We start from the raw sequence: 23835 nt of genomic DNA, 5'->3' as shown, positions 1-23835 counted from the left end.
TTTCCTGCCCAGCCGGGTTGGACCAGGCCCAGCGCAGCGCTATCCCTTCCCTGACCAACGGAAGGGACAGGCATGGACTACATCACGCTCGGCACCAGCGACCTGAAGGTTTCGCGGCTCTGCCTCGGCTCGATGAACTGGGGCAGCCGCAACACCGCCGAAGAGGCGCACCGGCAGATCGACCGCGCGCTTGCGGCCGGAATCAACTTCATCGACACCGCCGAAATCTACCCGACCTATCCGATCCGCAAGGAGACTGCCGGCCTGACCGAGGAGATCATCGGCGACTGGTTCGCGCGCACCGGCCGGCGGGGCGAGGTCATTCTCGCCACCAAGGCCGCCGGGAAGGGCGCGCAGGCGGTGCGCGACGGCGCGGGCTTCGACGGGAAGATCCTGCCCGAAGCGATCGACGGCTCACTGCGGCGGCTGAAGACGGATTTCATCGACCTCTACCAGCTGCACTGGCCGGCGCGCGGCGGCTATCACATGCGCCGCAACTGGAGCTACGACCCCTCCGGGCAGGACCGGGCAGAAACCGTGGCGCACATGGTCGAGGTGCTCGAGGCGATGGACCGGGCGATCACGGCCGGCAAGGTGCGCTGGTTCGGCCTGTCGAACGAAACCACATGGGGCACCGCGCTGTGGCTGCGGCTGGCGGAAGAGAACGGCCTGCCGCGCCCCATCACGGTGCAGAACGAGTATTCGCTCCTGTGCCGCTTTGCCGATCTCGACCTCGCCGAGCTCTGCGTCAACGAGAACGTGCATCTTCTGCCCTACTCGCCGCTTGCCATGGGGCTCATCTCGGGCAAGTACGGCCCCGACCGGACCCCGCCCAACACGCGCCGCGCCGTTGAGCCCACGCTGAACGGCCGCGTCTCGCCCCGCGTCTGGCCCGCCGTCGATGCCTACCGCGCCATCGCCGAGGCCCATGGCCTCGATGTCAACGCCATGGCGCTGGCCTGGACGCTCACGCGCCCCTTCGTCGGGGCCTCCATCTTCGGCGCCAGCACCGACGAGCAGCTGGAAACCGCGCTGTCGGCGGCCGAGCTTGAGCTTTCGGACGAGGTGCTCGCGGCGATCGCCGAGGCGCACAAGGCGCATCCGATGCCGTTCTGAGGCCGCGCCGGGATGCGCATTCGCGGCGCGGGCCGTCGCAAACGGCTGTTCGAGGCCTGTGCTCCCGCTCCATCATGGGCGCGGGGAATCAGGGAGGTCCGCCCATGCCGCTTGCCATGAACCGCGAGGTTTTCATCACCTGCGCCGTTACCGGATCGGGCTCGACACAGGAGCGCAGCCCGCATGTGCCGCGCTCGCCCCGGCAGATCGCGGAGAGCGCCATCGAGGCGGCAAAGGCGGGCGCGGCGATCGTCCACTGCCATGTGCGTGACCCTCAGACGGGCGCGCCGGCGCGCGATGTGGCGCTCTACCGCGAGGTGACCGAGCGCATCCGCGAGGCCGAGGTTGACGTGGTGCTGAACCTCACCGCCGGCATGGGCGGCGATCTCGTCACCGGCCCGCCCGAGGCACCGCTGCCGCTCGGGGCGGGCACCGACATGGTCTCGGCCGCCGAGCGGGTCGAGCACATCCGCCAGTGCCTGCCCGAGATCTGCACCCTCGACTGCGGCACCATGAACTTCGCCGAGGCCGACTATGTGATGGTCAACACGCCCGGCATGCTGCGGGCGATGGGCCGGATGATGACCGAGCTTGGCGTGAAGCCCGAGATCGAGGCCTTCGACACCGGCCATCTCTGGTATGCCAAGGAACTCGTGCGCGAGGGCATCCTCGAGGCGCCGGCGCTGGTGCAGCTGTGCATGGGTATCCCCTGGGGCGCGCCCGATGACCTCAACACCTTCATGGCGATGGTCAACAACGTCCCCGAGGGCTGGACCTTCTCGGCCTTTTCGCTGGGGCGCAATCAGATGCCATATGTCGCCGCCGCGGTGCTCGCAGGCGGCAATGTGCGGGTGGGGCTTGAGGACAATCTCTATCTCGAGAAGGGCGTTCTCGCCACCAACGCCCAGCTCGTGGAGCGCGCGGTGACGATCATCGAGAACATGGGCGCACGGGTCATCGGCCCCGAGGAGGTGCGCGCGCGCCTCGGTCTCGTCAAGCGCGCGCCCCTGCCGGCATGAGCGCGGCGGTGGAGCGCGGGCGGGCCGCCATCATCGGCGGCGGAGTGATCGGGGGTGGCTGGGCGGCGCGCTTTGCGCTGATGGGCTGGGAGGTGGCGCTTTTCGACCCCGACCCCGAAGCGCCGCGCAAGCTCGCGGAGGTGTTCGCCAACGCCCGCCTTGCCCTGCCGGGCCTCGCCGACGCGCCGCTGCCGCCCGAGGGGCGGGTCGAGATCGTGCCCACCATCTCGGAGGCGGTGCACGGGGCCGACTGGATTCAGGAAAGCGTGCCCGAGCGGCTCGAGCTCAAGCGCAAGGTCTACCAGCAGATCCAGGCCCATGCGCCGGAGGCAGCCGTGCTCGCCTCCTCGACCTCTGGCTTCAAGCCATCCGAGCTTCAGGGCTGCGCGACATGGCCCGGGCAGATCATCGTCGCCCACCCTTTCAACCCGGTCTATCTCCTGCCGCTTGTCGAGCTTGTCACCACCGACGCGAACGACCCCGCGCTCGTCGAGAAGGCCAAGGCGGTTCTCGCCTCGATCGGCATGCACCCCCTGCACCTGCGCCGCGAGATCGACGCCCATATCGCCGACCGGCTGCTCGAGGCGGTCTGGCGCGAGGCGCTGTGGCTCATCAAGGACGGGATCGCCACGACCGCGGAGATCGACGACGCCATCCGCATGGGCTTCGGGCTGAGATGGGCACAGATGGGGCTTTTCGAGACCTACCGCATCGCCGGCGGCGAGGCGGGGATGCGGCATTTCCTCGCCCAGTTCGGCCCGGCGCTGGAGTGGCCCTGGACGAAACTGATGGACGTACCCGAGCTTGACGAGGCGCTTGTGGAGGCAATCGCTTCCCAGTCCGACGCCCAGTCGGGCGCGCACTCGATCCGCGAGCTTGAGCGCATCCGCGATACCAACCTCGTCACCATCCTGCGCGGGCTCAAGGCGCGGGGCTGGGGTGCGGGAGAGGTGCTCGCCCGCCACGACGCCGCGCTGTCGGAGGCATCCTCCCTGCCCCGCCGCTTTGATGATCTGGTCGATCTTGCCCGCCCCATCCGCAGCCTCGAGCGGGTCGTGCCCGCCGACTGGGCTGAAGCAGACGGCCGCATGAGCGAGGAACGCTACTCGCACGTCCTCGGCGATGCCACCCGGCGGGTGCTGCAGATCATCGCTTCCGACTGCGAGCACACGCCGGGTGGCAGCTTCGTCACCGCAGAGATCCGCATCCGCCATCTTGGGCAGGCGCAGGCAGGCGACAGGCTGCATGTCGAAACGCTAGTCAACAGTGGTGAGGGGGCGCAGCTGCGGCTGTTTCATGCCCTCTTCGCCGGTGAACGGCTGATTGCCACGGCCGAACACGCGCTGAGCCACCTTGGAGGAGAGACCCCCGCGCCGACCCCGCCCCCCGAAACGCTTGCCGCCAGGATTGCCGCGCTTGTCGCCGCCCATGCCTCGCTGTTGCGCGGGGGCGCGGCCTCTCTGCCGGCGGAGACGACAGGCGAAGGCTGAAGATCGTCTGTTTGCCATCGCTCTGCCGCGCCGCTAGAGACGCGCCATGCCCCGCTATGCGCTGAAGATCGAATACCACGGCGGCCCCTTTTCGGGCTGGCAACGCCAGGCCGGCCAGCCTTCCGTGCAACAGGCGCTGGAGGAGGCACTGCGCCGGCTCGAGCCCAAGGTGCCGTCCGTCGCTGCGGCCGGGCGCACGGATGCAGGCGTTCACGCCACCGGTCAGGTGGCCCACTGCGACCTCGGGCGGAACTGGGAGCCCTTCCGCCTTTCGGAGGCGCTCAACTGGCATCTGAAGCCGCATCCGGTGGCCATTCTTGCCGCCGCGCGCGTGCCGGACGACTGGCACGCCCGCTTCTCCGCCATCGAGCGGCGCTATACCTACCGGCTGATCTCGCGCCGCGCGCCGCTCACGCTCGAGGCGGGGCTTGCATGGCGGATCAACCACCGCCTCGATGTGGAGGCGATGCGCGCCGGCGCGGCGCATCTGATCGGCCGACACGACTTCACCACCTTCCGCGCCGCGCTCTGCCAGGCGAAAAGCCCTGTCAAGACCCTCGATGCGATCGAGATCGAGAAGATCCCGCGCGATGACGGCGGGGCGGAATACCGCTTTCATCTGCGCGCGCGCAGCTTTCTGCACAATCAGGTGCGCTCCATCGTCGGCACGCTCGAGCGTGTCGGCGCCGGCGCATGGGCGCCCTCGCGCGTGGCCGAAGCGCTCGCCGCCCGCGACCGCGCTGCCTGCGGGCCGGTCGCGCCGCCGCAGGGGCTCTATCTCACCGGCGTGGGCTACCCCTCGGACCCCTTCGCGCCGCCCGAAGGGCCGGGTTGAGGGCCGCGCGCGCCAGGCGCGGGCAGGCGAACTTCCCGACCAATGCGGTGCAGCTTCGCCTCGTCGATGCCGAGAATGGTGGCGGCCTCGTCAAGCTCGCCGACCACGCGGCGCACGACGGGGGTCGCAAGCCCGCGCCAGGAGCGCAGCACGGTGGAGGTCGCCTTCATCGCCAGAGAACTCGGCGCGACGATCACCTGAAGGATCTCGTTGGGTGATCTCATGGCGTAGTCGGCAATCCGCGCTTGCAAGGCGATGACCAGCAGGTGGCGGAACTTCAGCGAGCGCATGTCGCGCAGGTCCACCAGCATCCGCTGGCCAAGCCGGAAATCGGGATGCTCGGGATAGGCGGCGACGACGGCGCGGTAGTCGGCGTCGGTCACATCGCCGTGGTAACGGACCCAGGCCAGATCGAGCTCGGGATATATGCGGATGTCCCACGCCATCTGCCGTCCGCCCTCGCCTCCTTCTCACAAGGTACAGGCACTGCGTGTTCTCAGAAAGGCCGAATGCGCGCGGTGGGAAAAGGAGGACCGAACGGCTCCGAGCAGGAATGCCCGGCCACCTGTGGCAGCCGGGCATCCATGCGGGCCGGTGTCTGGCTCGAACGGCTGTGGCGAGGCTCAGTCCATCGCCTTGAAGTGGAATTCGCCGCCTTCCTTCAGCCCCGACGGCCAGCGCGAGGTGACCGTCTTGGTGCGGGTGAAGAAACGGAAGGAATCGGGCCCGTGCTGGTTGAGATCGCCGAACATCGACTTCTTCCAGCCGCCGAAGGTGTGATAGGCGAGCGGCACCGGGATCGGCACGTTGATGCCCACCATCCCGACGTTGACCCGATGCGCGAAGTCGCGCGCCGTGTCGCCGTCGCGGGTGAAGATGGCCACGCCGTTGCCGTATTCGTGATCCATCGCCAGATGCAGCGCCTCCTCGTAGGAACCGGCGCGCACGGTGGAGAGCACGGGGCCGAAGATCTCGGTCTTGTAGATCTCCATCTCCGGCGTGACGTGGTCGAAGAGGTGCGGGCCGACAAAGAAGCCTTTCTCGTAACCCTGCAGCGTGAAGTCGCGGTTGTCGACGACGAGCTTGGCGCCCTCCTCGATGCCCTTCTCGATCAGCCCCAGCACGCGGTTCTTGGCCGCTTCGGTCACCAGCGGGCCGAAATCCACATCGTCGCCAGCAGTGTAGGGGCCGACCCGGAGCTTCTCGATGCGCGGGATGAGCTTCTCGATCAGCGCATCGGCGGTCTTCTCGCCTACCGGGACCGCCACCGAGATCGCCATGCAGCGCTCGCCGGCGGCACCATAGCCCGCGCCCACCAGCGCATCGGCGGCCTGATCCATGTCGGCATCGGGCATGACGATCATGTGGTTCTTCGCCCCGCCGAAGCACTGGGCGCGCTTGCCGGTCGCACAGGCGCGGGCGTAGATGTATTGCGCGACGGGCGTGGAGCCGACGAAAGAAACCGCCTGGATGATCGGATCATCAAGGATGGCATCGACCGCCTCCTTGTCGCCGTTGACCACCTGCAGGATGCCCTTGGGCAGGCCGGCCTCCTCCATCAGCTCCGCGAGCATCAGCGGCACGGAGGGGTCGCGCTCGGAGGGCTTCAGGATGAAGGCGTTGCCCGCGGCAATGGCGGGCGCAAACTGCCACATCGGGATCATGGCGGGGAAGTTGAAGGGCGTGATGCCCGCCACCACGCCCAGAGGTTGGCGCATCGAATACATGTCGATGCCGGGGCCGGCGCCATCGGTGAACTCGCCCTTCAGAAGATGCGGCGCGCCGATGCAGAACTCCACCACCTCGAGCCCGCGCTGGATGTCGCCCCTGGCGTCGGGCAGCGTCTTGCCGTGCTCGCGCGAAAGCGCCTCGGCAAGCTTGTCCATGTCGCGGTTAAGAAGCCGGACGAACTCCATCATCACCCGCGCACGGCGCTGGGGGTTGACCTCGGCCCAGCCGGGCTGGGCATCGCGGGCGATGTCCACCGCATAGGCGACTTCCTCGGCATTGGCGAGGGCGACGCGCGCCTGCACCTCCCCGGTCGCGGGGTTGTAGACATCGGCAAAGCGCCCCGACTGACCCTTCACGCGCGTGCCGTTGATGTAGTGACCAAGTTCCTGCATGGGAAATCCTCCCGACCTCGAGCGCCACGATCATGCGCCATCATGCGCCGGCGCTCCGTTTCCTGACATGGCCGAGATTACCCTTGCATGATTGTGGGGAAAAGAAGCAGTCTTTCAAAGGCATTTTGCACGAATGAGGGTGCGTCAGCCATGCATTGGGACGACCTTAGGGTGTTTCTGGCAGTTGCCAGGCACGAGTCGCTGTCCGGCGCGGGGCGGGTGCTGAAGCTCGACCCGGCAACCGTCGGCCGGCGCATGCAGCGGCTGGAGGAGGCGCTGGGCACGACGCTTTTCGTCAAGTCGCCGCAGGGCTACGCGCTGACGGTGGACGGCCAGCGGCTGCTTGCCCGCGCCGAGGAGGCCGAACAGGCGGTGATCGGCGCCGCCGACGAGCTTGCCGACAAGGCCGGGCGGCTCGGCGGGCAGGTGCGCATCGGCGCGCCGGACGGCTGCGCCAACTATCTCCTGCCGCAGATCTGCGCCCGCATCGGCGCCGAAAACCCCGATCTCGACATCCAGATCGTGGCACTGCCGCGCGTTTTCAACCTCTCCAAGCGCGAGGCGGACATGGCCATTGCGGTGAGCCCACCGTCGTCGGGCCGGCTGACCGTGCAGAAGATCACCGACTATCAGCTGCATCTGGCCGCCCACCGTGCCTATCTGCGCCGCAACCCGCCAATCCGCTCGCGGGCCGATCTGAAGGGTCACCGCATCGTCGGCTACATCCCGGACATGATCTTCGACCGCGAGCTTGACTATCTTGACGAGATCGGCGCCGAGCGGGTGCATCTGGCCTCCAATTCGGTGCCGGTGCAGCTGGCCGCGATCCGCGAGGGGGCCGGGCTCGGCATCGTGCATGACTTCGCCCTGCCCTTCGCCCCGCGGGTGGTAAGGGTATTGCCCGAGGAAATCGCCCTCACCCGCAGCTTCTATCTCGTCCGCCATGCCGACGACCGGCGCGTGGAACGGCTCAACCGTTTTGCCGCCGCATTGCTCGAGGCGCTTCCGGCCGAAGTGGCGCGGCTGCAGGACATGACAAAGGCTTGACAGACCGCTGCGGCCGACGCGACGCTGTCGGCAACTGACGGAGGAGGAAAACGACATGCTCGTCAAGCAGATCCTGAAAGCCAAGGGCGACCAGAGCGTGGCCACCATTCGGCCGGACGCGCCGGTGTCGGAGGCGGCGCGGATCCTCTCCGAGAAGCGCATCGGGGCGCTGGTCGTCTCCTCCGACGGCGAGCGGCCGGAGGGGATCATCTCCGAACGCGACATCGTGCGCGAGCTGGGCAGGTCGGGCGACGCCTGCCTGCGCACCACCGTCGACACAATCATGACCCGCGAGCCTGTCACCTGCACCGCAGACCAGAAGGCGGACGAGATCCTGTCGCGCATGACCGAGGGGCGCTTCCGGCACATGCCGGTTGTCGAGGGAGACCGCATGATCGGGCTGATCTCCATCGGAGATGTGGTCAAGGCGCGCCTCGACGAGCTTTCGATGGAGAAGGAAGCGCTCACCGGCATGATCATGGGCCACTGAGCCGGCCCGGTTCGCGGGCGGGGCCTTGCATCCGGGCGCGCGATGGCGTCTGTTGCCGGCGGACCGCCAATGGCGCAGGGGAGGCACATGCGCATCGCTCTCTATCCCGGCACCTTCGATCCGGTGACGCTGGGCCATCTCGACATCATCGAACGCGCGGCGCGGCTTTTCGACCGGCTGGTGATCGGCGTCGCCGTCAACCGCGACAAGGGGCCGATGTTCAGCCTCGAGGAGCGGGTGGCGATGATCGAGGAGGAATGCGGCACGCTCGCGCGGGCCACGGGCGCCGAAATCATTGCCCATCCCTTCGAGAACCTGCTGATCGACTGCGCCCATGACGTGGGGGCGAAGGTGATCGTGCGCGGGCTGCGCGCCGTGGCCGACTTCGAGTACGAATATCAGATGGTGGGGATGAACCGCGCGCTCGACAGCTCCATCGAGACGGTCTTCCTGATGGCCGAGGCCCGGCATCAGGCGATCGCCTCGCGTCTGGTCAAGGAGATCGCGCGGCTGGGCGGTGACGTGTCGAAGTTCGTCACACCCGGTGTGCGCAAGGCGCTCTACGAGAAACTCGGACGCGCGGAATAGCGCGGAAGCGAATGGACCGGGGGCCGCGCTGCAACCGCTGCGGCCCCGGTCGGTTCGGTGTCATTGACCGTAAACCGCCTCGCGCGCGATGCGCTCGGCCTCGCCGCGGTAGATGCCGAGATCGCGGGCAACGCTGTCGGGCATCGAGCGGATCTCGCGCACGGTGCGGCGGTAGAGGGCGCGCTTGCGGGCACGCTCGCGGAGCTGGTCGAAAAAGCCGTTCATCGTCTTGTCCCTTTCCTTGGTACATGGGCTCCTCACGGCTTCAATCTGGCGCTCGTCCGCGCCATGGACAAATGCCGGCTCGGCAGGGCCGGATTGCCGTTTCTGCAATGCAGCGTGATCGCTAACGGAGCAAATGGCGGGGCAAATGAAGGTGCCCCCGCCGAAGCGATGCGCTAGGCTCGGTGGCGAGGAGGATCAGACATGCGCAAGCTGCAGGTGCAGGGCGTGCACCACATCACGCTCACCGGTGCCGACCGGCAGAGCACCATAGATTTCTGGGAAGGGGTGCTCGGCATGCCCTTCGTGTTCGAGCAGCCCAATCTCGACGACCCGGAAGAGGGGCATCTCTATTTCGATCCCGGCGACGGGCGGCTGATCACGGTGTTCACGCATGAGCAGCGCCGGCCCGTGCACAGGCGCACGCCGACCGACCCCGGCTGCGTTCATCACCTCGCCTTCGCGGTCAGCCGCGCCACCTTCAATCAGGTCGCCGAACGGCTCGAGGAGCGGGGCGTCGGGCATTCCGGCCCGCGGGATCGCGGCTTCATGGACTCGATCTACTTCAAGGATCCTCTGGGCCTGCTGATCGAGCTCGCCTGCTACAAGTTCGAGCCGCCCGCGGGCGCGACGCACGCCGAGGTGCTGATGGAGGCTCACCGACTGCGGCTCGCCGCCGACGACGACCATATCGGCGAAGTGCATCTGGCCGATGCCATCGAGGCGCTGTCCAGGCGCCGCAGCCCGTCGCTGTCGGAGGAGCGGGAGCCGAAGAACCCCTGGCACCACGCCCGCTGAGCCGCACGGGGCGGAACGCCGCTGACGCGGCGTGCCTTCGGCAAGGGTATTTGGTCCAGGGTGATGAAACCGGCCGTTTCGCCCCGCCGCACGCTTGCTCCCCGGCGATGATCGTTGCATTCGCCGCGCAGCGCGGCATGATGCGCGCCGTTCGGGCAGCGGGGAGACAGCCATGGCGGAAACGGTGATCGGGGTCATCGGGGGCTCGGGAGTATATGAGATCGCAGGCCTCGAGGAGGCCGAGTGGCGACGCGTCGACACACCCTGGGGGGCTCCCTCGGACGAGATTCTCGTTGGCCGGCTCGAGGGGGTGACGATGGCATTTCTGCCCCGGCACGGACGGGGGCATGTGCATTCGCCGACCTCGGTGCCCTACCGCGCCAACATTGATGCCATGAAGCGGCTCGGCGTGACCGACATCGTCTCGGTCTCGGCCTGCGGGTCGTTCCGGGAAGAGATGGCGCCGGGGGATTTCGTGGTGGTCGACCAGTTCATCGACCGCACCTTTGCGCGCGAGAAGAGCTTTTTCGGCGAGGGCTTCGTGGCCCATGTCTCGGTGGCGCACCCCACCTGCGCGCGGCTGGGCGCCGCGGTGAAGGCCGCGGCCGAAGCGGAAGGGATCCGCGTGCACGATGGCGGCACCTATCTGGCGATGGAAGGGCCGCAGTTCTCCACCATCGCCGAGTCGCGGATGTATCGCGACGTGTGGGGGGCCGATGTGATCGGGATGACCAACATGCCCGAGGCCAAGCTCGCCCGCGAGGCGGAGATCTGCTACGTGACCGTGGCCATGGTCACGGACTACGACAGCTGGCACGAAGACCACGGCACGGTGGACATCACCGAAATCATCGCGACCCTCACCGGCAACGCCGACAAGGCGCGACGGCTGGTGCGCCGGCTTCCGGGCCTCCTGGGCGGCGCGCGGGAAGCCTGCGCGCACGGCTGCGACCGGGCGCTTGAGCACGCCGTTCTGACGGCCCCCGACAAGCGCGATCCAGCACTTGTGGCGAAGCTCGACGCCGTGGCTGGACGGATCCTGTGAGGGAAACGCCGGACATGACCGGGAAGGGACGAGGATGACGATGGGGGCAGGCAGCAAGACGGTGAAGGACTACATTCGCACCATCGTGGACTTTCCCCATGAGGGGATCATGTTTCGCGATGTCACCACGCTTTTCGCCGATCCGCGCGGGTTCCGGATGGCGGTCGACCAGATGCTGCACCCCTACGCGGGCAGCCGCATCGACAAGGTGGTGGGGCTCGAGGCGCGCGGTTTCATCATCGGCGGGGCCATCGCGCACCAGCTTTCCACCGGTTTCGTGCCGATCCGCAAGAAGGGCAAGCTGCCGGGGCCGACGATCAGCGAGGAATACCAGCTTGAATACGGCGAAGCGGTCATGGAGATCCATGACGACGCCATCGCGCCGGGCGAAAAGGTGTTGCTGGTGGATGACCTTCTGGCCACGGGCGGCACGGCGGAGGCGGGGATCAAGCTCGTGGAGCGCCTCGGCGGCGAGATCGTCGGCTGCGCCTTCATTGTCGATCTTCCCGATCTCGGCGGCCGGCGCCGGCTTGAGGCAATGGGGATGGACGTGCACGCCCTTTGCGCGTTTTCCGGTCATTGAGGCGACCGCCAGCAAGGCATTGTTAAGCTCGGCGCGCTATCGATGACGTGCCCGGCGAAAAACGGGCGCCTTGATTGAAACCAACCAGTGACACTTGCACTTCGATGCCCCGCTCTTCCCTCGGCGGGGCATCTTCCCCTGGCCGTTACCCGCTGACGCGGAAGTGAGCACCGGCCACTCTCGACAGGGCGGCGCCCTCTCTCTACGAAGAGGGGCGCCGGGCAACGCGAGAAGCGGGGAGAGTGCATGGTCATCGTGAGGGGGTTTCGTCTCGTTTCCGTGCTCCTGCTCGTTCTGGTCTTGGGGGGTTGTGCGACCCGCCCGGCTGGCCCGCCGCCCGAGGCAAGCCGCGATGACATCGCCGCGCTTGCAGCGGCTCTCAAGGGTCTCGGCCCTGCCGTCGACCCCGCCGAGGCGGAGCGGCTCGCCGAGATCGCCTATTCCCACACCCGCGAGCTCGCCATCGCCTACGAGATCGAGGACCCGCCGCTCATTCACAACATGAAGGTGAACATGGGGATCAAGCCGCGGGGGCTCTGCAAGGACTGGGCCGATGACATGGAGGCGCGGCTGCGGCAGGAGGGTTTCCAGAGCTTCACGCTGCACCGGGCCATCGCCAACCACGACAAGCCCTTCCGAATCGAACACTCGACGGTGATCGTCAGCGCGCGCGGGGCAGACATGTTCGATGGCATCGTCCTCGACCCATGGCGGCTTGGCGGCATTCTCTGGTGGGGCAAGACGCGGGAAGACCCCGAATACGAATGGGTGCCGCGCGAAGAGGTCTTCGCCTACAAGCGCCGGCTGCTGCGCCAGCAACAGATCACGGCGGCCCGGGAGCAGCGCTGAGCGCCTCAGCCGGGCACGATCACGGCGCCGGGGTTCATGATGCCGGCAGGGTCGAGCGCGGACTTGATCGCGCGCATGGCCTTGAGGCGCGCGGGGTCGCCATAGCGGACAAGGTCGTCGCGCTTCAGCCGGCCTATACCGTGCTCGGCGCTGATCGAGCCCTCCATCTCGACCACGAGGTCGTGCACCGTGCGCGTCACCTCTGCCTTGCGATCGGCGAATTCGGCGCGGCTGCGGCCCGCCGGAGGAAAGACGTTGTAGTGCAGGTTGCCGTCGCCCATGTGGCCAAAGGCGTTGATGCGCCACGCGCCCAGGCGGGCGAGCCGCCGGCCGGCATCCTCGATGAACGCAGGGATGGCCGAGAGCGGCAGCGAGATGTCATGCGAGGCGATGGCGCCCACGCGGCGATTGGCCAGCGGGATGTTCTCGCGCAGCGCCCAGAGAGCCGCTCGCTGTCCTTCAGAGGCCGCGATCACCCCGTCGCTGACAAGGCCCGCGGCGTGGCCTTCGGTGAAGATCGTCTCGAGCAGCTCCTGGGGATCCTGTTCGCGCATGCAGCCCAGATCGATCAGCGCAAGCCAGTCGGGCACCGGATCGAAGGGCTGGCGCAAGTCGAAGCCGGTTTCGATCTCGAAGCGCAGCCCCTGACCCGAGATGAGCTCGAAGGCTGTCAGCGCGGGGCCTGCACACTCCTGTGCAAGCGCGAGAAGCGCGAGTGCCGCGGCGGGGCCATCGACGACAAGAAGCGCGGTGCCGACCGCGGCCGGGCGGGGAAAGAGCCGCAGGCTCGCGGCGGTGATGACGCCAAGCGTGCCCTCCGCCCCGATCAGGAGATCGCGCAGGTCGTAGCCGGTGTTGTCCTTTCTGAGCCGCTTGAGCCCGTGCCAGATGGAGCCGTCGGGCAGCACGGCCTCGAGCCCCAGGCAGAGCTCACGGGCATTTCCATAGCGCAGCACGTTGACCCCGCCGGCATTGGTTGAGAGAAGCCCGCCGATCTGCGCCGTGCCTTCCGAGGCCAGCGAAAGCGGAAAGAGCCGCCCCGCCTCCTCCGCTGCCTCCTGCACGCGGGCAAGCACCGTGCCCGCTTCGGCGACCAGCACATTCTCGGAAGGATACACCGCGCGCACCGCCGCCATGCGCTCGAGGCTCAGCACAAGCGGCAGCGGCCCGTCGGCCATCACCTGCCCGCCCACAAGTCCGGTCCCGCCGCCAAAGGGCACCACGGGCACGCGCGCCTGCCCCGCCAGACGGATGATGGTGGCCACCTCCTCGACGCTTGCCGGGGTGGCGACGGCGCCGGCGCGACCCTGCCACTGGCCGCGCGGCTCCTCGAGATAGCGCGGCTCGGGCGGGCGGATGCGCCCCTCGGGCAGGGCGGCGGAAAGCCGGGCGACGAATCCGGCATCGCAGGGATTGAGGGTCATGTCGGCCTCGGGGTCTGGTGAACGCTCTACGAGTCGTCCCGCAGATATGCCGGTTCCAGCACGAAAACGACAGGTCTTGCGGGCAGCTCGCGCAGCGACACCTCGAGCGCGGAGCGGCCGGGCCGAACGATCTCGAACCCGTCGGCCATCCCGGCGAGGAAGGCGTTGAGGGTCGCCTCGCTGAACCAGTGCATCGGGATGACGATCGAGCTCCTGAGCCGCTTGAGGATGCGGATCATGGTCGGCAGATCTACGGTGAGACCGCCGTCGACGGCGGCCATCACCACGTCAAGCCTTCCGATGGCGGCGTACTGCGCGGGTGTCGGCTCATGGTGCAGATGGCCCAGATGGCCGATGCAGAGACCGGCAACCTCGAAGATGAAGATCGAATTGCCGTCGCGCTCCACTCCATCGCCGAATGGGGAGCGGATGTCGGTGGTGACGTTGCGCACCAGCACCTCGCCGAGATCGAGATGGTGCTGACGCTGCCAGCCCTCGAGCACATGGGGAATGGCGGGGTCGGGATAGGGCGTCCAGTGGCTGTCATGGGCGTGGTTCATCGTCACGACGTCGGGGATCAGCGCCGTATTGCCGATGAAGCCGGTGTAGTCCGTGACCATGTGACGCCCGCCGGCGGTGGAGATGAGAAACATCGCATGGGCAATGTACCGGATGCGCACGCTGTCCTGCGGCACGGGCGCGTGCCAGCCGGCGAGGTGAACGTATTCTATGCCCGGCGCGGCCTCGGCAAGGGCGATGCAGTGACTGGGCTTGCGCGTCTGGGCCGGAGCCGCGCCGTGCCACAGAAGGCTCAGAACAACGCTCAGGGAAAGCGTGACGCGCCTCATGGGTGCCTCCCTTGCTGGCACCGGCGCGCGCCGCTCAGCCTGCGCCGATCTCCGTGCGACCGCGCCGGTCGGGTCTCAGATTGGCATAGAGCACGTGATTTCGCCACCGGCCGTTGATCTGCAGGTAGCTCTGCGCCACGCCCTCGTATTTGAAGCCGCATTTCTCGAGCACCCCGCGCGAGGCGGCATTCTCGGGGAGGCAGGCAGCCTCGATGCGGCTGAGATCGAGCGTGGTGAAGGCGTGATGCACCACCGCCTCGATCGCCTCGCGCATGTAGCCCTGCCGCGCGTGCGGCGCGCCGATCCAGTAGCCGAGTGTTCCCGCCTGGGCCGGCCCGCGACGGATGTTGTCGAGCGTGATGGCGCCGAGCAGCACCTCGTCCTCCCGGCGGAACAGGAACAGCGGCAGTGCCGTTTCGGCGGCGATCGACCGGCTCGCCCAGTAGACGCGGTTGGTGAAGGCACGGCGCGAGAGATGGTCGGGTGCCCAGCTCGGCTCCCAGGGGGTGAGAAACGCCGCCGACGCCTGCCGGAGCGCCACCCAGGCGCGATAATCGCCATGCTGGGGCGGACGCAGGAACATCCGCTCGGTTTCGATCCTGACGCGCCGGCGGCGAGCGAACATCAGGCGGCGAGCCTTTCGCGCAGCGCTTCGAGGGGCGGCGCCGCGTCGGCCGGGCCGATGACGGCCATCGCCGCCGACGCCTCGGCCGTCCTTGCCGCGAAGGCGCGCACGGCGGCCACATCGACGGCATCTATTCGCTCGATGGTCTCGGAAATCGGCGGCACCCGGCCCCAAATCGCCAGCATCCGTGCTGCCCGCTCGGCCCGCGCCGAAGGGCTTTCGAGCCCCATCAGGAGCCCCGCCTTGAGCTGCGCGCGCGCCCGCGCCACCTCGGCCTCGGAAATGCCATCGGCCGCGCGGCGCAGCTCGTCGGCAGTGAGCGCCATGAGCTCGGCGATGTCGCTCGCGCTGGTGCCGGCGTAGATCGTCGTCATTCCCGTATCGGCATAGGCGCCGGTCTGGGCGAAGATCGAATAGCACAGCCCCCGCTTCTCCCGCGCCTCCTGAAACAGCCGCGATGACATGCCGCCGCCCATGGCAGTGGAATAGACCTGCGCCGCGTAGAAGTCATCGGCCCGATAGCCCGGCCCCTCGAAGGCAAGCGCCAGGTGCACCTGCTCAAGCCGCTTGATTTCGCGCCACTCGCCACATGCAAAGCGCGCCGGCGCCACTGCTTCGCGGCCATGGCGGGTGAGCGCGCCGAAAGAGGCCTCGGCCTGTCTTGCCAGCGCGGCGTGATCCACGGCGCCGGCGGCGGCGAGGATCATGCGCTCAGGCGCATAGTGGCGCGCAATGAACGACATCAGATCATCGCGCGAGAAGGCGCGCACCCGTTCGGCCGTGCCGAGGATCGGCCTTCCCAGCGCCTGCCCCGGATAGGCCACCTCCTGCAACTTGTCGAAGACCAGGTCGTCGGGCGTGTCGCTGACCTGCCCGATTTCCTGCAGGATCACCCCCCGCTCCACCTCGATCTCGGCCGGATCGAACACGGGGTTGAGCAGGATGTCGGCGATCACGTCGAGCGCCAGCGCGACATCGCCCTCGAGCACCCGCGCGTAATAGGCCGTCACCTCGCGGGAGGTGTAGGCGTTGAGATAGCCGCCGACATCCTCGATGGCTTCGGCGATCTCGAGCGCGCTTCGGGTCGTGGTGCCCTTGAAGGCCATGTGTTCGAGGAAATGGGCAATGCCGTTTTCCTCGGGCGCCTCATGGCGCCCGCCGGCCGTCACCCAGACGCCAAGCGCCGTCGAATGCAGCCCCGGCATCGCCTCGCTGACGATGCGGAAGCCGTTGGCAAGCGTGGTGAGTTCCACCGTCACCGCGCGCGACGCTCCTCGATCAGCTTCTCAATGGCGGCAAGATCGTTGGCAATGACCGTGACCCGCTCCGGCCGGTCATAAAGATCGGCCATGCGCTTGGGAAGAGGGGGGCGCAGGCCGGTGGCGCGTTCGACCGCATCGGGAAACTTCGCCGGGTGCGCGGTCGCGAGCGTCACCATGGGCGCGCGGCCCAAATGCTCCTCGGCCACCTTCACGCCCACGGCGGTGTGGGGGCAAATGACCTCGCCGGTCGTGCGGAAGACGCGCGCGATGGTGTCGAGCGTCTCCTCCTCCGAGGCGCGGCCGGAGGCGAAATGCGCCCGTAGCCACTCAAGCGCTCCCTGCGGCAGGGTGAAGCCGCCCTGCTCGGCAAGCTCGGCCATCAGCTGGGCCACCGCGCGCCCCTCGCCCCCCAACGCCTCGAACAGCGCGCGCTCGAAGTTGGACGACACCTGAATGTCCATGGACGGGCTGATCGAGGGGCGCACGCCCTCCTTCACATGCGCACCCGTCGCCAGCGTGCGGTGGAGAATGTCGTTCTGGTTGGTGGCGATCACGAGCCGTTCCACCTCAAGCCCCATGCGGCGGGCGATGTGCCCGGCGTAGATGTCGCCGAAATTGCCCGTGGGTACGGTGAAGCTGACCGGCCGGTGCGGGGCGCCCAGCGCGGTGGCCGAGGCGAAGTAATAGACCACCTGCGCCAGCACCCGCGCCCAGTTGATCGAATTGACCCCGGCAAGATGCACCCGGTCGCGAAAGGCGTGGTCATTGAACATCGCCTTCACCAGCGCCTGGCAGTCGTCGAAATCGCCCTTCACGGCGATGGCATGCACATTGCCATCATCGGGCGTGGTCATCTGCCGGCGCTGCACCTCGCTCACCCGGCCTTCGGGGAAGAGGATGAACACATCCACGGCATCGAGCCCGCGGAAGGCCTCGATGGCGGCCGAGCCGGTGTCGCCGGAGGTGGCGCCGACGATGGTCACGCGCTCGCCCCGCCGGCTCAGCGCCAGCTGGAAGAGCTGGCCGATGAGCTGCATGGCGAAATCCTTGAACGCCAGCGTCGGCCCGTGGAAGAGCTCAAGCAGGAAGTGGTTCGCCCCGATCTGCTTGACGGGTGCGCGCGCGGCATGGCCGAAGCCTGCATAGGCCCGCGCAATGGCGCCCTCGAGCTCGGCATCGGAAAACGCCTCGCCAATGAAGGGGCGCATCACGCGAAAGGCGATTTCCTCATAGGCGCGCCCGGCCAGCGCGGCGATCTCCTCCGCCGACAGTTGCGGCACCTCGGCCGGTACATAGAGCCCGCCGTCGCGCGCAAGCGCGGTCAGCATCGCCTCCTCGAAGCCAAGCTCCGGTGCCGCGCCGCGGGTGGAGATATATCGCATGTCGCCCTGCCCTTTTCAGCCTTCGCGCCGCCTGATACGCCACAGCCAAAGCCCTGTCATCCCCAGCCAGACAGCCGCGAGCAGGAACCAGGTGATCGCATAGCCCAGATGGTCATTCGGGATGGCCGAGGGATCGACCGGCATCGGCGTGAGGCGCGGGTCGGCAGGCTCCGCCCGCCGCGCCACCACGAGCAGCGGCTCGGTGCCAAGAAACTCGGCCATCGCGGTCACGTCGCGGGCAAAGAACAGCCCCTGCTCGATATCGGGCTCGGGCGTGAAGAAGTCGCTCTCGCGCGGCCAGTCGAGATTGCCGATCACCTCGGCCTCGCCCTGCGCAGGCGCAACATCAGCCGAAGCGGGCGCAAAGCCGCGGTCGATCATGATCCGCCGCCCGTCCGAGGTCACGAAAGCGGCCACATGCCGAAATCCCGGCCCTGCCCCGCGCATGGAGGTCAGCACATGCAGCTCCGCGCCGGTGAAACGCCCGCGCACGCGTACCGGACGAAACCGGTCACGCTCGGGATCCGGAGCCTCGGGCACGGCCGTCGGGGCGGCAGCGGCGCGGGCGGTCATCTCCGCGAGGAGCGCCTGCTTCCACTCAAGGCGCTGCAACTGCCAGAAACCGAGCGAGAGCAGCACCGCCGCCCCCGCAAGCCCGAAGATCGCCGGCAGAAACACGCGCCGCATGATGCATGAGCCCCCACGCAATGGGGCGCGGACCGCTCCGCGCCCCCCTTTTCATCATCCTGGCTGAAATACCCCCGCCGGAGGCATCAAGCCTCTGACCCCGGCGGTGGCTCAGCTGCCCCAGATGTAGATGGCCCCGAAGAGGAACAGCCACACCACATCGACGAAGTGCCAGTACCAGGCCGCGGCCTCGAAACCGACATGCTGTTCGGGCGTGAAGTCGCCCTTGAGCGCCCGGATCAGGCAGACGGTCAGGAAGATGGTGCCGATGATCACGTGCGCGCCGTGAAAGCCGGTGGCCATGAAGAAGGTGGCGCCATAGATGTTGCCGGCAAAGCCGAAGCCGGCGTGCGCATATTCATAGGCCTGGAGCACGGTGAACATGGCGCCAAGGAAGATGCCGAGCGCCAGACCGTTGATCAGCCCCTTGCGGTCATTCCCGTGCACCAGCGCGTGGTGCGCCCAGGTGACGGCCGCGCCCGAGCACAGCAGGATCAGCGTATTGATGAGCGGCAGGTGCCAGGGATCAAAAGTCTGGATGCCCTCGGGCGGCCACACGCCATCGACCTTCGGCGACAGCCCCTCGGGATGCATCGGGTAGAGGGCGTGCTTGAAGAAGGTCCAGAACCAGGCGGCGAAGAACATCACCTCGGAGACGATGAAAAGAAGGAAGCCCATCCGGAGCCCGAGGCGCACCACCGGGGTGTGATCGCCTTCGCGCGCCTCGCGGATGACGTCGGACCACCAGCCGTACATGACGTAGAGAACGCCAAGCGCGCCGACGGCAAAGACCCACGGGCCCATGCCGTGCATCCAGCGCACCGCGCCGAAAAGCATGATGAAGGCCGATACCGCGCCGAGAAACGGCCAGATCGACGGGTTCAGGATGTGATAGGGGTGGTTCTTCGCATGCGCCATGGTCTCGGATCCCTCGCTGGGTCGATTGTCGTTGTTCCTAGTTCAGCTCCGTTCCGCCCCCGTCCTCGGGGCTGAGCGCAGCCTGTTCGGCACTGCCGGGCAGGGTATATTCCTCCGGCAGATCGATTTCATGAAAGGTGTAGGACAGGGTGATGTGCCGCAGCCTGCGGGCGTCCGGGTCATTCACGATCTCCGGATCGACATAGAACGTCACCGGCATCTGCACGCGCTCGCCCGGCGCCAGCACCTGCTCGGTGAAGCAGAAACAGTCGATCTTGATGAAGTAGCCACCCGCCTCGTAGGGCGCGACATTGTAGCTGGCGCTACCGGCAACCGGCCGGTCCGTCGGATTGTAGGCCTCGTAGAAGGCAAGCCCGGTTTCGCCGATGCGCACCTCCATGCTCGTCTGCAACGGGCGGAACTCCCACGGCATGCCACGTTCCTTCGAGGCGTCGAAGCGGATCAACATCGTCCGGTCAAGCACCTGCTCCGACCCGGTCTCGGACACAAGCACGGTGCCACCAAAGCCGGTGACCCGACAGAACCAGTTGTAGAAAGGCACTGCGGCCCACGCCATCGCGCCCATGAAGACCACGACGGCAAGGGTGGCGACGAGCGTGCGGCGCGTTCCGTCCAGACGCTGCCAGAACCTTGTCAATTGCCCCTCCCCTGCGTGACGGGATCGAGCGACCTGCCACCCTCGGCGGCGGGCACGAGCGTGGGCTGAACCACATGGTCATATCCCTGCAGCGGGGCGAAGCCCACGCGCTGCACCTTGACCACCGTCAGCGCCAGCACCAGCACGACGAAACCGGCAAGCAACAGCGCCAGCCCCACATTGCGGCCGCGCCGGCGTCGGTGCAGCTCATGTTCGACCTTCAGAGCCATGTCGCCCCCCCTAGGCCGAGCATCCTCAGACCGGCTTCGGCAAGAAGCGCACCGAAGTGCAGAAAGAGGTAGGCAAGAGAGTCGCGGAAGAACAGCTTCTCGGCACGGTAGCCGTCGGCCTCGGCCTCCGTTTCCTCGCGCCGCCAGATGCGCCAGGCGCCGAGCACGAATCGCGCATTCAGCGCCAGCGACACCGCCAGGTAGATCGGCCCGCCGATCGAGGTCAGCCCCAGGCCGAGGGCCACCGGCACCAGCGCGAGCGTGTAGGCAAGGATGTGGGCCCGCGTCACGCTCCGCCCGTGCGTGACGGTGAGCATCGGCACGCCCGCCTCGGCATAGTCCGAGCGGGTGAACAGCGCGAGCGCCCAGAAATGCGGCGGCGTCCACATGAAGATGAGCGCGAACATCAGAACCGCTTCGAGCGAGATGCTCCCTGTCGCCGCAGCCCAGCCGATCATCGGCGGAAAGGCCCCCGCAGCCCCCCCGATGACGATGTTCTGAGGCGTCCAGCGCTTCAGCCACATGGTGTAGATGACGGCATAGAAGAAGATGGTGAATGCGAGAAGGGCGGCGGCAAGAAGGTTTGTCGCGAGCCCCAGCATCACCACCGCCAGGCCGGACAGCGCCACGCCAATGGCCAGCGCCTCGCCCGGTTCCACCACGCCGGCCGGGATCGGGCGCTTGGCGGTGCGGCGCATACGCGCGTCGATATCGGCGTCCCACCACATGTTGAGCGCACCCGAAGCACCGGCGCCGATGGCGATGAAGAGGATGGCGGCAAAGGCCTCGACTGGGTGAAGCCGCACGGGCGCCACCAGAAGACCCACCAGCGCGGTGAAGACCACAAGCGACATCACCCGCGGCTTCAGAAGCGCCACGTAGTCGCCGAAGCGGGCCTCGCCCTCGAATTGCCGTGCGCTGGTATCGGTCATGAGGTCAGCCATCCTCCCGGCCGCGGCCGGAGGCAACGCCCCCGGACCCCGGCCAATTTCAGTTCGACGCCACCTTGTAGGCCGGCGGCAGGGCCGCGAACTCCTCCTTCGCCTTTGCAAGCCAGGCCTCGTACTCGGCCTCGGTCACCGCCTTCACCACGATCGGCATGTAGGCGTGGTCCTTGCCGCAAAGCTCGGAGCACTGGCCGAAATAGACACCCTCATTGCCGGGATCGACCTCGAACCACAGCTCGGCGAGGCGCCCGGGCACCGCGTCCTGCTTCACGCCGAAGGCCGGAATCGTCCAGCTGTGAATCACGTCCGCGCCGGTGACCTGCATCACGATCTTCTTGCCGGTCGGCACCACGACCGCATTGGATGCAGCCAGGAGGTATTCGTCTTCCGAATAGCCGTAATCGGCAAGCTCGTCCTTCTGGAGCATGAAGGCATCGAAGGCGATCCCCTCCTCGGGATATTCATAGCCCCAGTACCACTGGTAGCCGGTGACCTTGATGACAATGTCGCCCTCGGGGATCTCCTGCTGCTCAAACAGAACCGGCAGCGAGAATGCGCCGATGAAGACGAGGATGCCGATCGGCACCACAGTCCAGGTCACCTCGAGCGGGGTGTTGTGGGTGAAGCGAGCGGGATTGGGGTTCATCCGCTTGTTGTAGCGAAGGATCACCAACGCAAGCAGCGTCAGCACCAGGATCACGATCGCGGTGATGATGACGAGAATCATCCCGTCGAGCCACTGCAGGTCGCGCGCGAGTTTCGTGGCCGCGGGCTGGAAGCCGGTTCCCGCGTCTTGAGGCTTGCCGATGGAGGCGAGCCCCTCGAACTGGTCCTGCGCCGCCGCAATACCCGCGGCGAGAAACGTGCTGCCCATGGCCGCGAGGCCGGAGAAAGCCCTCAGAGCGGTTGTCATTCGCATGTCCACTTCCTGTTCATTCGCGCGGCCGCTGCCGCCGTTCCCGAATTCAGCTTTCCGCGGCCGGGCCGATGCACGGGTTGCGCGCACGGCCGACGCCGCGTTGCAGGTTGGCCGCTTGAGACCATATTATGAGGCGAGGAACAAGCTTTTCGATTGCGGCATTCGGACGCTCGCAGCCGAGCGGGCCGCAACTCCCGGAGGACAAATGCCAGACACGACGCAAAGCCGAGAAGTCGCCGGCAAGGCGGCGGCCGAAGCCGGCATCGCCAACCCCTTCCGCCCGCTCGAGTCGCGGGTCGATCGCGAACGTGCGCTCGCGCTCTTGCGCGAGGCCGTCGCGGGTGCCGACGACGGCGAGCTCTTTTTCGAGCGGCGCCATTCGGAGATGATCCACCTCGACGATGGGCGGGTAAAAACGGCAAGTTTCGACGCCTCGGAGGGCTTCGGCCTGCGGGCCGTCGCCGGCGAGACGGCGGGATACGCGCACTCCACCGAGATCTCCGAGCCGGCCATCTCCCGCGCCGTGGCCACGGCACGCCTCGCCGTGGGCGTCGGCGGCGGAACCCTGGCCGAGCCGCCACGCGCCACAAATCGCCGCCTCTATGCCGAGATCGACCCGATGGCTGAGGCCGCATTTCCCGCCAAGATCGAGCTTCTGCGCGAGATCGATGCCTTCGCCCGCGGCCTCGACCCGCGGGTGGTGCAGGTGTCAGCCACCATCGCCGCCTCGCTTCAGGAGGTGGAGATTCTCCGCCCCGAGGGCATCTCCGTGCGTGACGTGCGCCCGATGGCGCGTCTCAACGTCTCGGTGATCGTCGAGCAGAACGGCCGGCGCGAGACCGGCTCGGCCGGCGGCGGCGGCCGCTTCGGGCTGGCGCGGCTGATGGCGCCCGAGCACTGGCAGGGCAAGGTGCGCGAGGCGCTCAGGATCGCGCTCGTCAACCTCGAATCGGTGCCCGCGCCCGCCGGCGTGATGGACGTGGTGCTCGGCCCTGGCTGGCCCGGCATCCTGCTGCACGAGGCAATCGGCCACGGGCTCGAGGGCGATTTCAACCGCAAGGGCTCCTCGGCCTTCGCCGGGTTGATGGGTCAGCAGGTGGCCGCGAGGGGCGTGACGGTGCTTGATGACGGCACCATCCCCGAGCGCCGCGGCTCGCTCACCGTCGATGACGAGGGCACGCCCTCGGGGCGCAATGTGCTCATCGAGGACGGCATCCTAGTGGGCTACATGCAGGACCGGCAGAACGCCCGGCTGATGGGAGTCGCGCCCACCGGCAACGGCCGGCGCCAGAGCTTTGCGCATCCGCCGATGCCGCGCATGACCAACACCTACATGCTGGGCGGCGAGGCCGATCCGGCCGACATCATCGCCGAGCTGAAGGATGGCATCTACGCCGTGGGCTTCGGCGGCGGGCAGGTGGACATCACCAACGGCAAGTTCGTCTTCTCCTGCACCGAGGCCTACCGGGTGCAGAACGGCAAGATCGGCGCGCCGGTGAAGGGCGCGACGCTGATCGGCGACGGCCCCACCGCGCTGCGCCACGTGCGCGCGATCGGCAACGACATGGCGCTCGATCCGGGCATGGGCAATTGCGGCAAGGCCGGGCAGTGGGTGCCGGTGGGCGTCGGCCAGCCGACCATCCTGATCGGCGGGCTCACGGTGGGCGGCAGCGCCACCTGAGCCCTCGCCGGGCCGCCGGGAAATTTCCGGTTGGGCGTTCACGGCCCGT

The 23835-nt window shown here is 67.7% G+C and carries 26 protein-coding genes; 12 read left to right on the top strand and 14 right to left on the bottom strand.

The window, feature by feature from the left end:
- The first annotated feature begins 72 nt into the window (after nucleotides 1-72).
- The 4 genes from BLQ14_RS07755 (at nucleotide 73) to truA (ending at nucleotide 4460) form a co-directional block, all read left to right on the top strand.
- On the top strand, nucleotides 73-1116 hold the full coding sequence (locus tag BLQ14_RS07755; RefSeq protein WP_092499861.1) for an aldo/keto reductase: 1044 nt from the start codon (nucleotides 73-75) through the stop codon (nucleotides 1114-1116).
- A gap of 104 nt (nucleotides 1117-1220) precedes the next feature.
- Complete coding sequence (gene bcoG / locus BLQ14_RS07750; protein ID WP_092499859.1) at nucleotides 1221-2135, top strand: 3-dehydrocarnitine:acetyl-CoA trimethylamine transferase BcoG; 915 nt, start codon at nucleotides 1221-1223, stop codon at nucleotides 2133-2135.
- The gene (locus tag BLQ14_RS07745; protein ID WP_092499857.1) at nucleotides 2132-3625 is read left to right on the top strand and encodes a carnitine 3-dehydrogenase; all 1494 of its coding nucleotides are present in this window, start codon (nucleotides 2132-2134) and stop codon (nucleotides 3623-3625) included. Before bcoG ends, BLQ14_RS07745 begins: the two co-directional genes overlap by 4 nt.
- Nucleotides 3626-3671: 46 nt before the next feature.
- Entirely contained in the window at nucleotides 3672-4460 is a 789-nt protein-coding gene (gene truA, locus BLQ14_RS07740; protein WP_092499855.1) for a tRNA pseudouridine(38-40) synthase TruA, read from the top strand.
- Here truA and BLQ14_RS07735 read toward each other — a convergent pair.
- Together BLQ14_RS07735 and BLQ14_RS07730 are read right to left on the bottom strand one after the other, a co-directional pair.
- A complete protein-coding gene (locus tag BLQ14_RS07735) occupies nucleotides 4418-4906 on the bottom strand; it encodes a hypothetical protein (protein ID WP_092499853.1) in 489 nt (162 codons plus the stop codon). The two genes, truA and BLQ14_RS07735, sit on opposite strands and share 43 nt — an antisense overlap.
- A gap of 177 nt (nucleotides 4907-5083) precedes the next feature.
- The gene (locus BLQ14_RS07730; RefSeq protein WP_092499851.1) at nucleotides 5084-6583 is read right to left on the bottom strand and encodes a CoA-acylating methylmalonate-semialdehyde dehydrogenase; all 1500 of its coding nucleotides are present in this window, start codon (nucleotides 6581-6583) and stop codon (nucleotides 5084-5086) included.
- Between the two features lie 150 nt (nucleotides 6584-6733).
- On the opposite strand from BLQ14_RS07730, the gene BLQ14_RS07725 reads away from it, so the two are divergent.
- The 3 genes from BLQ14_RS07725 (at nucleotide 6734) to coaD (ending at nucleotide 8708) form a co-directional block, all read left to right on the top strand.
- Entirely contained in the window at nucleotides 6734-7630 is an 897-nt protein-coding gene (locus BLQ14_RS07725) for a LysR family transcriptional regulator (RefSeq protein WP_092499849.1), read from the top strand.
- A gap of 55 nt (nucleotides 7631-7685) precedes the next feature.
- Nucleotides 7686-8120 carry a CBS domain-containing protein gene (locus BLQ14_RS07720; RefSeq protein ID WP_092499847.1) on the top strand — a complete coding sequence of 145 codons (435 nt, stop codon included), beginning with the start codon at nucleotides 7686-7688 and terminating at the stop codon, nucleotides 8118-8120.
- 87 nt (nucleotides 8121-8207) lie between these two features.
- A complete protein-coding gene (gene coaD, locus BLQ14_RS07715; RefSeq protein WP_092499845.1) occupies nucleotides 8208-8708 on the top strand; it encodes a pantetheine-phosphate adenylyltransferase in 501 nt (166 codons plus the stop codon).
- Between the two features lie 60 nt (nucleotides 8709-8768).
- On the opposite strand, the gene BLQ14_RS15265 is transcribed toward coaD, so the two are convergent.
- The gene (locus BLQ14_RS15265; RefSeq protein ID WP_143004470.1) at nucleotides 8769-8933 is read right to left on the bottom strand and encodes a YjiS-like domain-containing protein; all 165 of its coding nucleotides are present in this window, start codon (nucleotides 8931-8933) and stop codon (nucleotides 8769-8771) included.
- A gap of 201 nt (nucleotides 8934-9134) precedes the next feature.
- Here BLQ14_RS15265 and BLQ14_RS07710 point away from each other — a divergent pair, with 201 nt between their 5' ends.
- The 4 genes from BLQ14_RS07710 (at nucleotide 9135) to BLQ14_RS07695 (ending at nucleotide 12205) form a co-directional block, all read left to right on the top strand.
- Nucleotides 9135-9728 (top strand): VOC family protein, encoded by a 594-nt coding sequence (locus BLQ14_RS07710; protein ID WP_092499843.1) that lies wholly within the window; start codon nucleotides 9135-9137, stop codon nucleotides 9726-9728.
- A 172-nt stretch (nucleotides 9729-9900) separates the two neighbouring features.
- Complete coding sequence (locus BLQ14_RS07705; protein ID WP_092499841.1) at nucleotides 9901-10773, top strand: S-methyl-5'-thioadenosine phosphorylase; 873 nt, start codon at nucleotides 9901-9903, stop codon at nucleotides 10771-10773.
- Nucleotides 10774-10813: 40 nt separating this feature from the next.
- On the top strand, nucleotides 10814-11356 hold the full coding sequence (locus BLQ14_RS07700) for an adenine phosphoribosyltransferase (protein WP_092500218.1): 543 nt from the start codon (nucleotides 10814-10816) through the stop codon (nucleotides 11354-11356).
- Between the two features lie 246 nt (nucleotides 11357-11602).
- Nucleotides 11603-12205, top strand: coding sequence for a hypothetical protein (locus tag BLQ14_RS07695; protein ID WP_092499839.1), 603 nt, complete (start codon nucleotides 11603-11605; stop codon nucleotides 12203-12205).
- A 5-nt stretch (nucleotides 12206-12210) separates the two neighbouring features.
- Here BLQ14_RS07695 and BLQ14_RS07690 read toward each other — a convergent pair whose 3' ends face one another.
- From BLQ14_RS07690 to coxB, 11 genes are all read right to left on the bottom strand, one after another.
- The gene (locus BLQ14_RS07690; RefSeq protein WP_092499837.1) at nucleotides 12211-13629 is read right to left on the bottom strand and encodes an FAD-binding oxidoreductase; all 1419 of its coding nucleotides are present in this window, start codon (nucleotides 13627-13629) and stop codon (nucleotides 12211-12213) included.
- Nucleotides 13630-13655: 26 nt separating this feature from the next.
- A complete protein-coding gene (locus tag BLQ14_RS07685) occupies nucleotides 13656-14477 on the bottom strand; it encodes an MBL fold metallo-hydrolase (RefSeq protein ID WP_092499835.1) in 822 nt (273 codons plus the stop codon).
- A 34-nt stretch (nucleotides 14478-14511) separates the two neighbouring features.
- Complete coding sequence (locus tag BLQ14_RS07680; protein ID WP_092499833.1) at nucleotides 14512-15102, bottom strand: GNAT family N-acetyltransferase; 591 nt, start codon at nucleotides 15100-15102, stop codon at nucleotides 14512-14514.
- Entirely contained in the window at nucleotides 15102-16361 is a 1260-nt protein-coding gene (locus BLQ14_RS07675; RefSeq protein WP_092499831.1) for a M16 family metallopeptidase, read from the bottom strand. The genes BLQ14_RS07680 and BLQ14_RS07675 overlap by 1 nt, the downstream gene beginning before the upstream one ends.
- The gene (gene thrC, locus BLQ14_RS07670; protein WP_092499829.1) at nucleotides 16358-17746 is read right to left on the bottom strand and encodes a threonine synthase; all 1389 of its coding nucleotides are present in this window, start codon (nucleotides 17744-17746) and stop codon (nucleotides 16358-16360) included. Before thrC ends, BLQ14_RS07675 begins: the two co-directional genes overlap by 4 nt.
- Before the next feature lie 15 nt (nucleotides 17747-17761).
- Entirely contained in the window at nucleotides 17762-18433 is a 672-nt protein-coding gene (locus BLQ14_RS07665; RefSeq protein ID WP_092499827.1) for an SURF1 family protein, read from the bottom strand.
- A 111-nt stretch (nucleotides 18434-18544) separates the two neighbouring features.
- Nucleotides 18545-19351: a cytochrome c oxidase subunit 3 gene (locus BLQ14_RS07660; RefSeq protein WP_092499825.1), complete on the bottom strand. Its 807-nt coding sequence runs from the start codon at nucleotides 19349-19351 to the stop codon at nucleotides 18545-18547.
- A 37-nt stretch (nucleotides 19352-19388) separates the two neighbouring features.
- The gene (locus BLQ14_RS07655; protein WP_281220842.1) at nucleotides 19389-20009 is read right to left on the bottom strand and encodes a cytochrome c oxidase assembly protein; all 621 of its coding nucleotides are present in this window, start codon (nucleotides 20007-20009) and stop codon (nucleotides 19389-19391) included.
- Nucleotides 20006-20239, bottom strand: coding sequence for a hypothetical protein (locus BLQ14_RS07650; protein ID WP_092499824.1), 234 nt, complete (start codon nucleotides 20237-20239; stop codon nucleotides 20006-20008). The genes BLQ14_RS07655 and BLQ14_RS07650 overlap by 4 nt, the downstream gene beginning before the upstream one ends.
- Nucleotides 20230-21183: a heme o synthase gene (gene cyoE / locus BLQ14_RS07645; RefSeq protein WP_092499822.1), complete on the bottom strand. Its 954-nt coding sequence runs from the start codon at nucleotides 21181-21183 to the stop codon at nucleotides 20230-20232. Before cyoE ends, BLQ14_RS07650 begins: the two co-directional genes overlap by 10 nt.
- Before the next feature lie 46 nt (nucleotides 21184-21229).
- A complete protein-coding gene (coxB, locus tag BLQ14_RS07640; protein WP_245657030.1) occupies nucleotides 21230-22060 on the bottom strand; it encodes a cytochrome c oxidase subunit II in 831 nt (276 codons plus the stop codon).
- Between the two features lie 250 nt (nucleotides 22061-22310).
- On the opposite strand from coxB, the gene tldD reads away from it, so the two are divergent.
- Complete coding sequence (tldD, locus tag BLQ14_RS07635) at nucleotides 22311-23786, top strand: metalloprotease TldD (RefSeq protein ID WP_092499818.1); 1476 nt, start codon at nucleotides 22311-22313, stop codon at nucleotides 23784-23786.
- Nucleotides 23787-23835: the final 49 nt, after the last annotated feature.

The organism is Meinhardsimonia xiamenensis, from assembly GCF_900102905.1.
In the GTDB taxonomy this organism is placed as follows: domain Bacteria; phylum Pseudomonadota; class Alphaproteobacteria; order Rhodobacterales; family Rhodobacteraceae; genus Meinhardsimonia; species Meinhardsimonia xiamenensis.
The sequence above is the reverse complement of the archived record's forward strand: the minus strand, read 5'-3'. Positions and strand labels throughout refer to the sequence as shown.

Bases quoted from the DNA above. Each gene is read 5' to 3' on its own strand.
- bcoG (WP_092499859.1), top strand. From the start codon at position 1,221: ATGCCGCTTGCCATGAACCGCGAGGTTTTCATCACCTGCGCCGTTACC.
- BLQ14_RS07705 (WP_092499841.1), top strand. From the start codon at position 9,901: ATGGCGGAAACGGTGATCGGGGTCATCGGGGGCTCGGGAGTATATGAG.
- BLQ14_RS07690 (WP_092499837.1), bottom strand. From the start codon at position 13,629: ATGACCCTCAATCCCTGCGATGCCGGATTCGTCGCCCGGCTTTCCGCC.
- tldD (WP_092499818.1), top strand. From the start codon at position 22,311: ATGCCAGACACGACGCAAAGCCGAGAAGTCGCCGGCAAGGCGGCGGCC.
- BLQ14_RS07650 (WP_092499824.1), bottom strand. From the start codon at position 20,239: ATGGCTCTGAAGGTCGAACATGAGCTGCACCGACGCCGGCGCGGCCGC.
- BLQ14_RS15265 (WP_143004470.1), bottom strand. From the start codon at position 8,933: ATGAACGGCTTTTTCGACCAGCTCCGCGAGCGTGCCCGCAAGCGCGCC.
- BLQ14_RS07660 (WP_092499825.1), bottom strand. From the start codon at position 19,351: ATGGCGCATGCGAAGAACCACCCCTATCACATCCTGAACCCGTCGATC.
- BLQ14_RS07720 (WP_092499847.1), top strand. From the start codon at position 7,686: ATGCTCGTCAAGCAGATCCTGAAAGCCAAGGGCGACCAGAGCGTGGCC.
- BLQ14_RS07680 (WP_092499833.1), bottom strand. From the start codon at position 15,102: ATGTTCGCTCGCCGCCGGCGCGTCAGGATCGAAACCGAGCGGATGTTC.
- BLQ14_RS07755 (WP_092499861.1), top strand. From the start codon at position 73: ATGGACTACATCACGCTCGGCACCAGCGACCTGAAGGTTTCGCGGCTC.
- BLQ14_RS07735 (WP_092499853.1), bottom strand. From the start codon at position 4,906: ATGGCGTGGGACATCCGCATATATCCCGAGCTCGATCTGGCCTGGGTC.
- BLQ14_RS07700 (WP_092500218.1), top strand. From the start codon at position 10,814: ATGGGGGCAGGCAGCAAGACGGTGAAGGACTACATTCGCACCATCGTG.
- BLQ14_RS07745 (WP_092499857.1), top strand. From the start codon at position 2,132: ATGAGCGCGGCGGTGGAGCGCGGGCGGGCCGCCATCATCGGCGGCGGA.
- BLQ14_RS07685 (WP_092499835.1), bottom strand. From the start codon at position 14,477: ATGAGGCGCGTCACGCTTTCCCTGAGCGTTGTTCTGAGCCTTCTGTGG.
- coaD (WP_092499845.1), top strand. From the start codon at position 8,208: ATGCGCATCGCTCTCTATCCCGGCACCTTCGATCCGGTGACGCTGGGC.
- BLQ14_RS07730 (WP_092499851.1), bottom strand. From the start codon at position 6,583: ATGCAGGAACTTGGTCACTACATCAACGGCACGCGCGTGAAGGGTCAG.
- BLQ14_RS07710 (WP_092499843.1), top strand. From the start codon at position 9,135: ATGCGCAAGCTGCAGGTGCAGGGCGTGCACCACATCACGCTCACCGGT.
- thrC (WP_092499829.1), bottom strand. From the start codon at position 17,746: ATGCGATATATCTCCACCCGCGGCGCGGCACCGGAGCTTGGCTTCGAG.
- BLQ14_RS07725 (WP_092499849.1), top strand. From the start codon at position 6,734: ATGCATTGGGACGACCTTAGGGTGTTTCTGGCAGTTGCCAGGCACGAG.
- BLQ14_RS07665 (WP_092499827.1), bottom strand. From the start codon at position 18,433: ATGCGGCGCGTGTTTCTGCCGGCGATCTTCGGGCTTGCGGGGGCGGCG.
- coxB (WP_245657030.1), bottom strand. From the start codon at position 22,060: ATGGGCAGCACGTTTCTCGCCGCGGGTATTGCGGCGGCGCAGGACCAG.
- BLQ14_RS07695 (WP_092499839.1), top strand. From the start codon at position 11,603: ATGGTCATCGTGAGGGGGTTTCGTCTCGTTTCCGTGCTCCTGCTCGTT.
- truA (WP_092499855.1), top strand. From the start codon at position 3,672: ATGCCCCGCTATGCGCTGAAGATCGAATACCACGGCGGCCCCTTTTCG.
- cyoE (WP_092499822.1), bottom strand. From the start codon at position 21,183: ATGGCTGACCTCATGACCGATACCAGCGCACGGCAATTCGAGGGCGAG.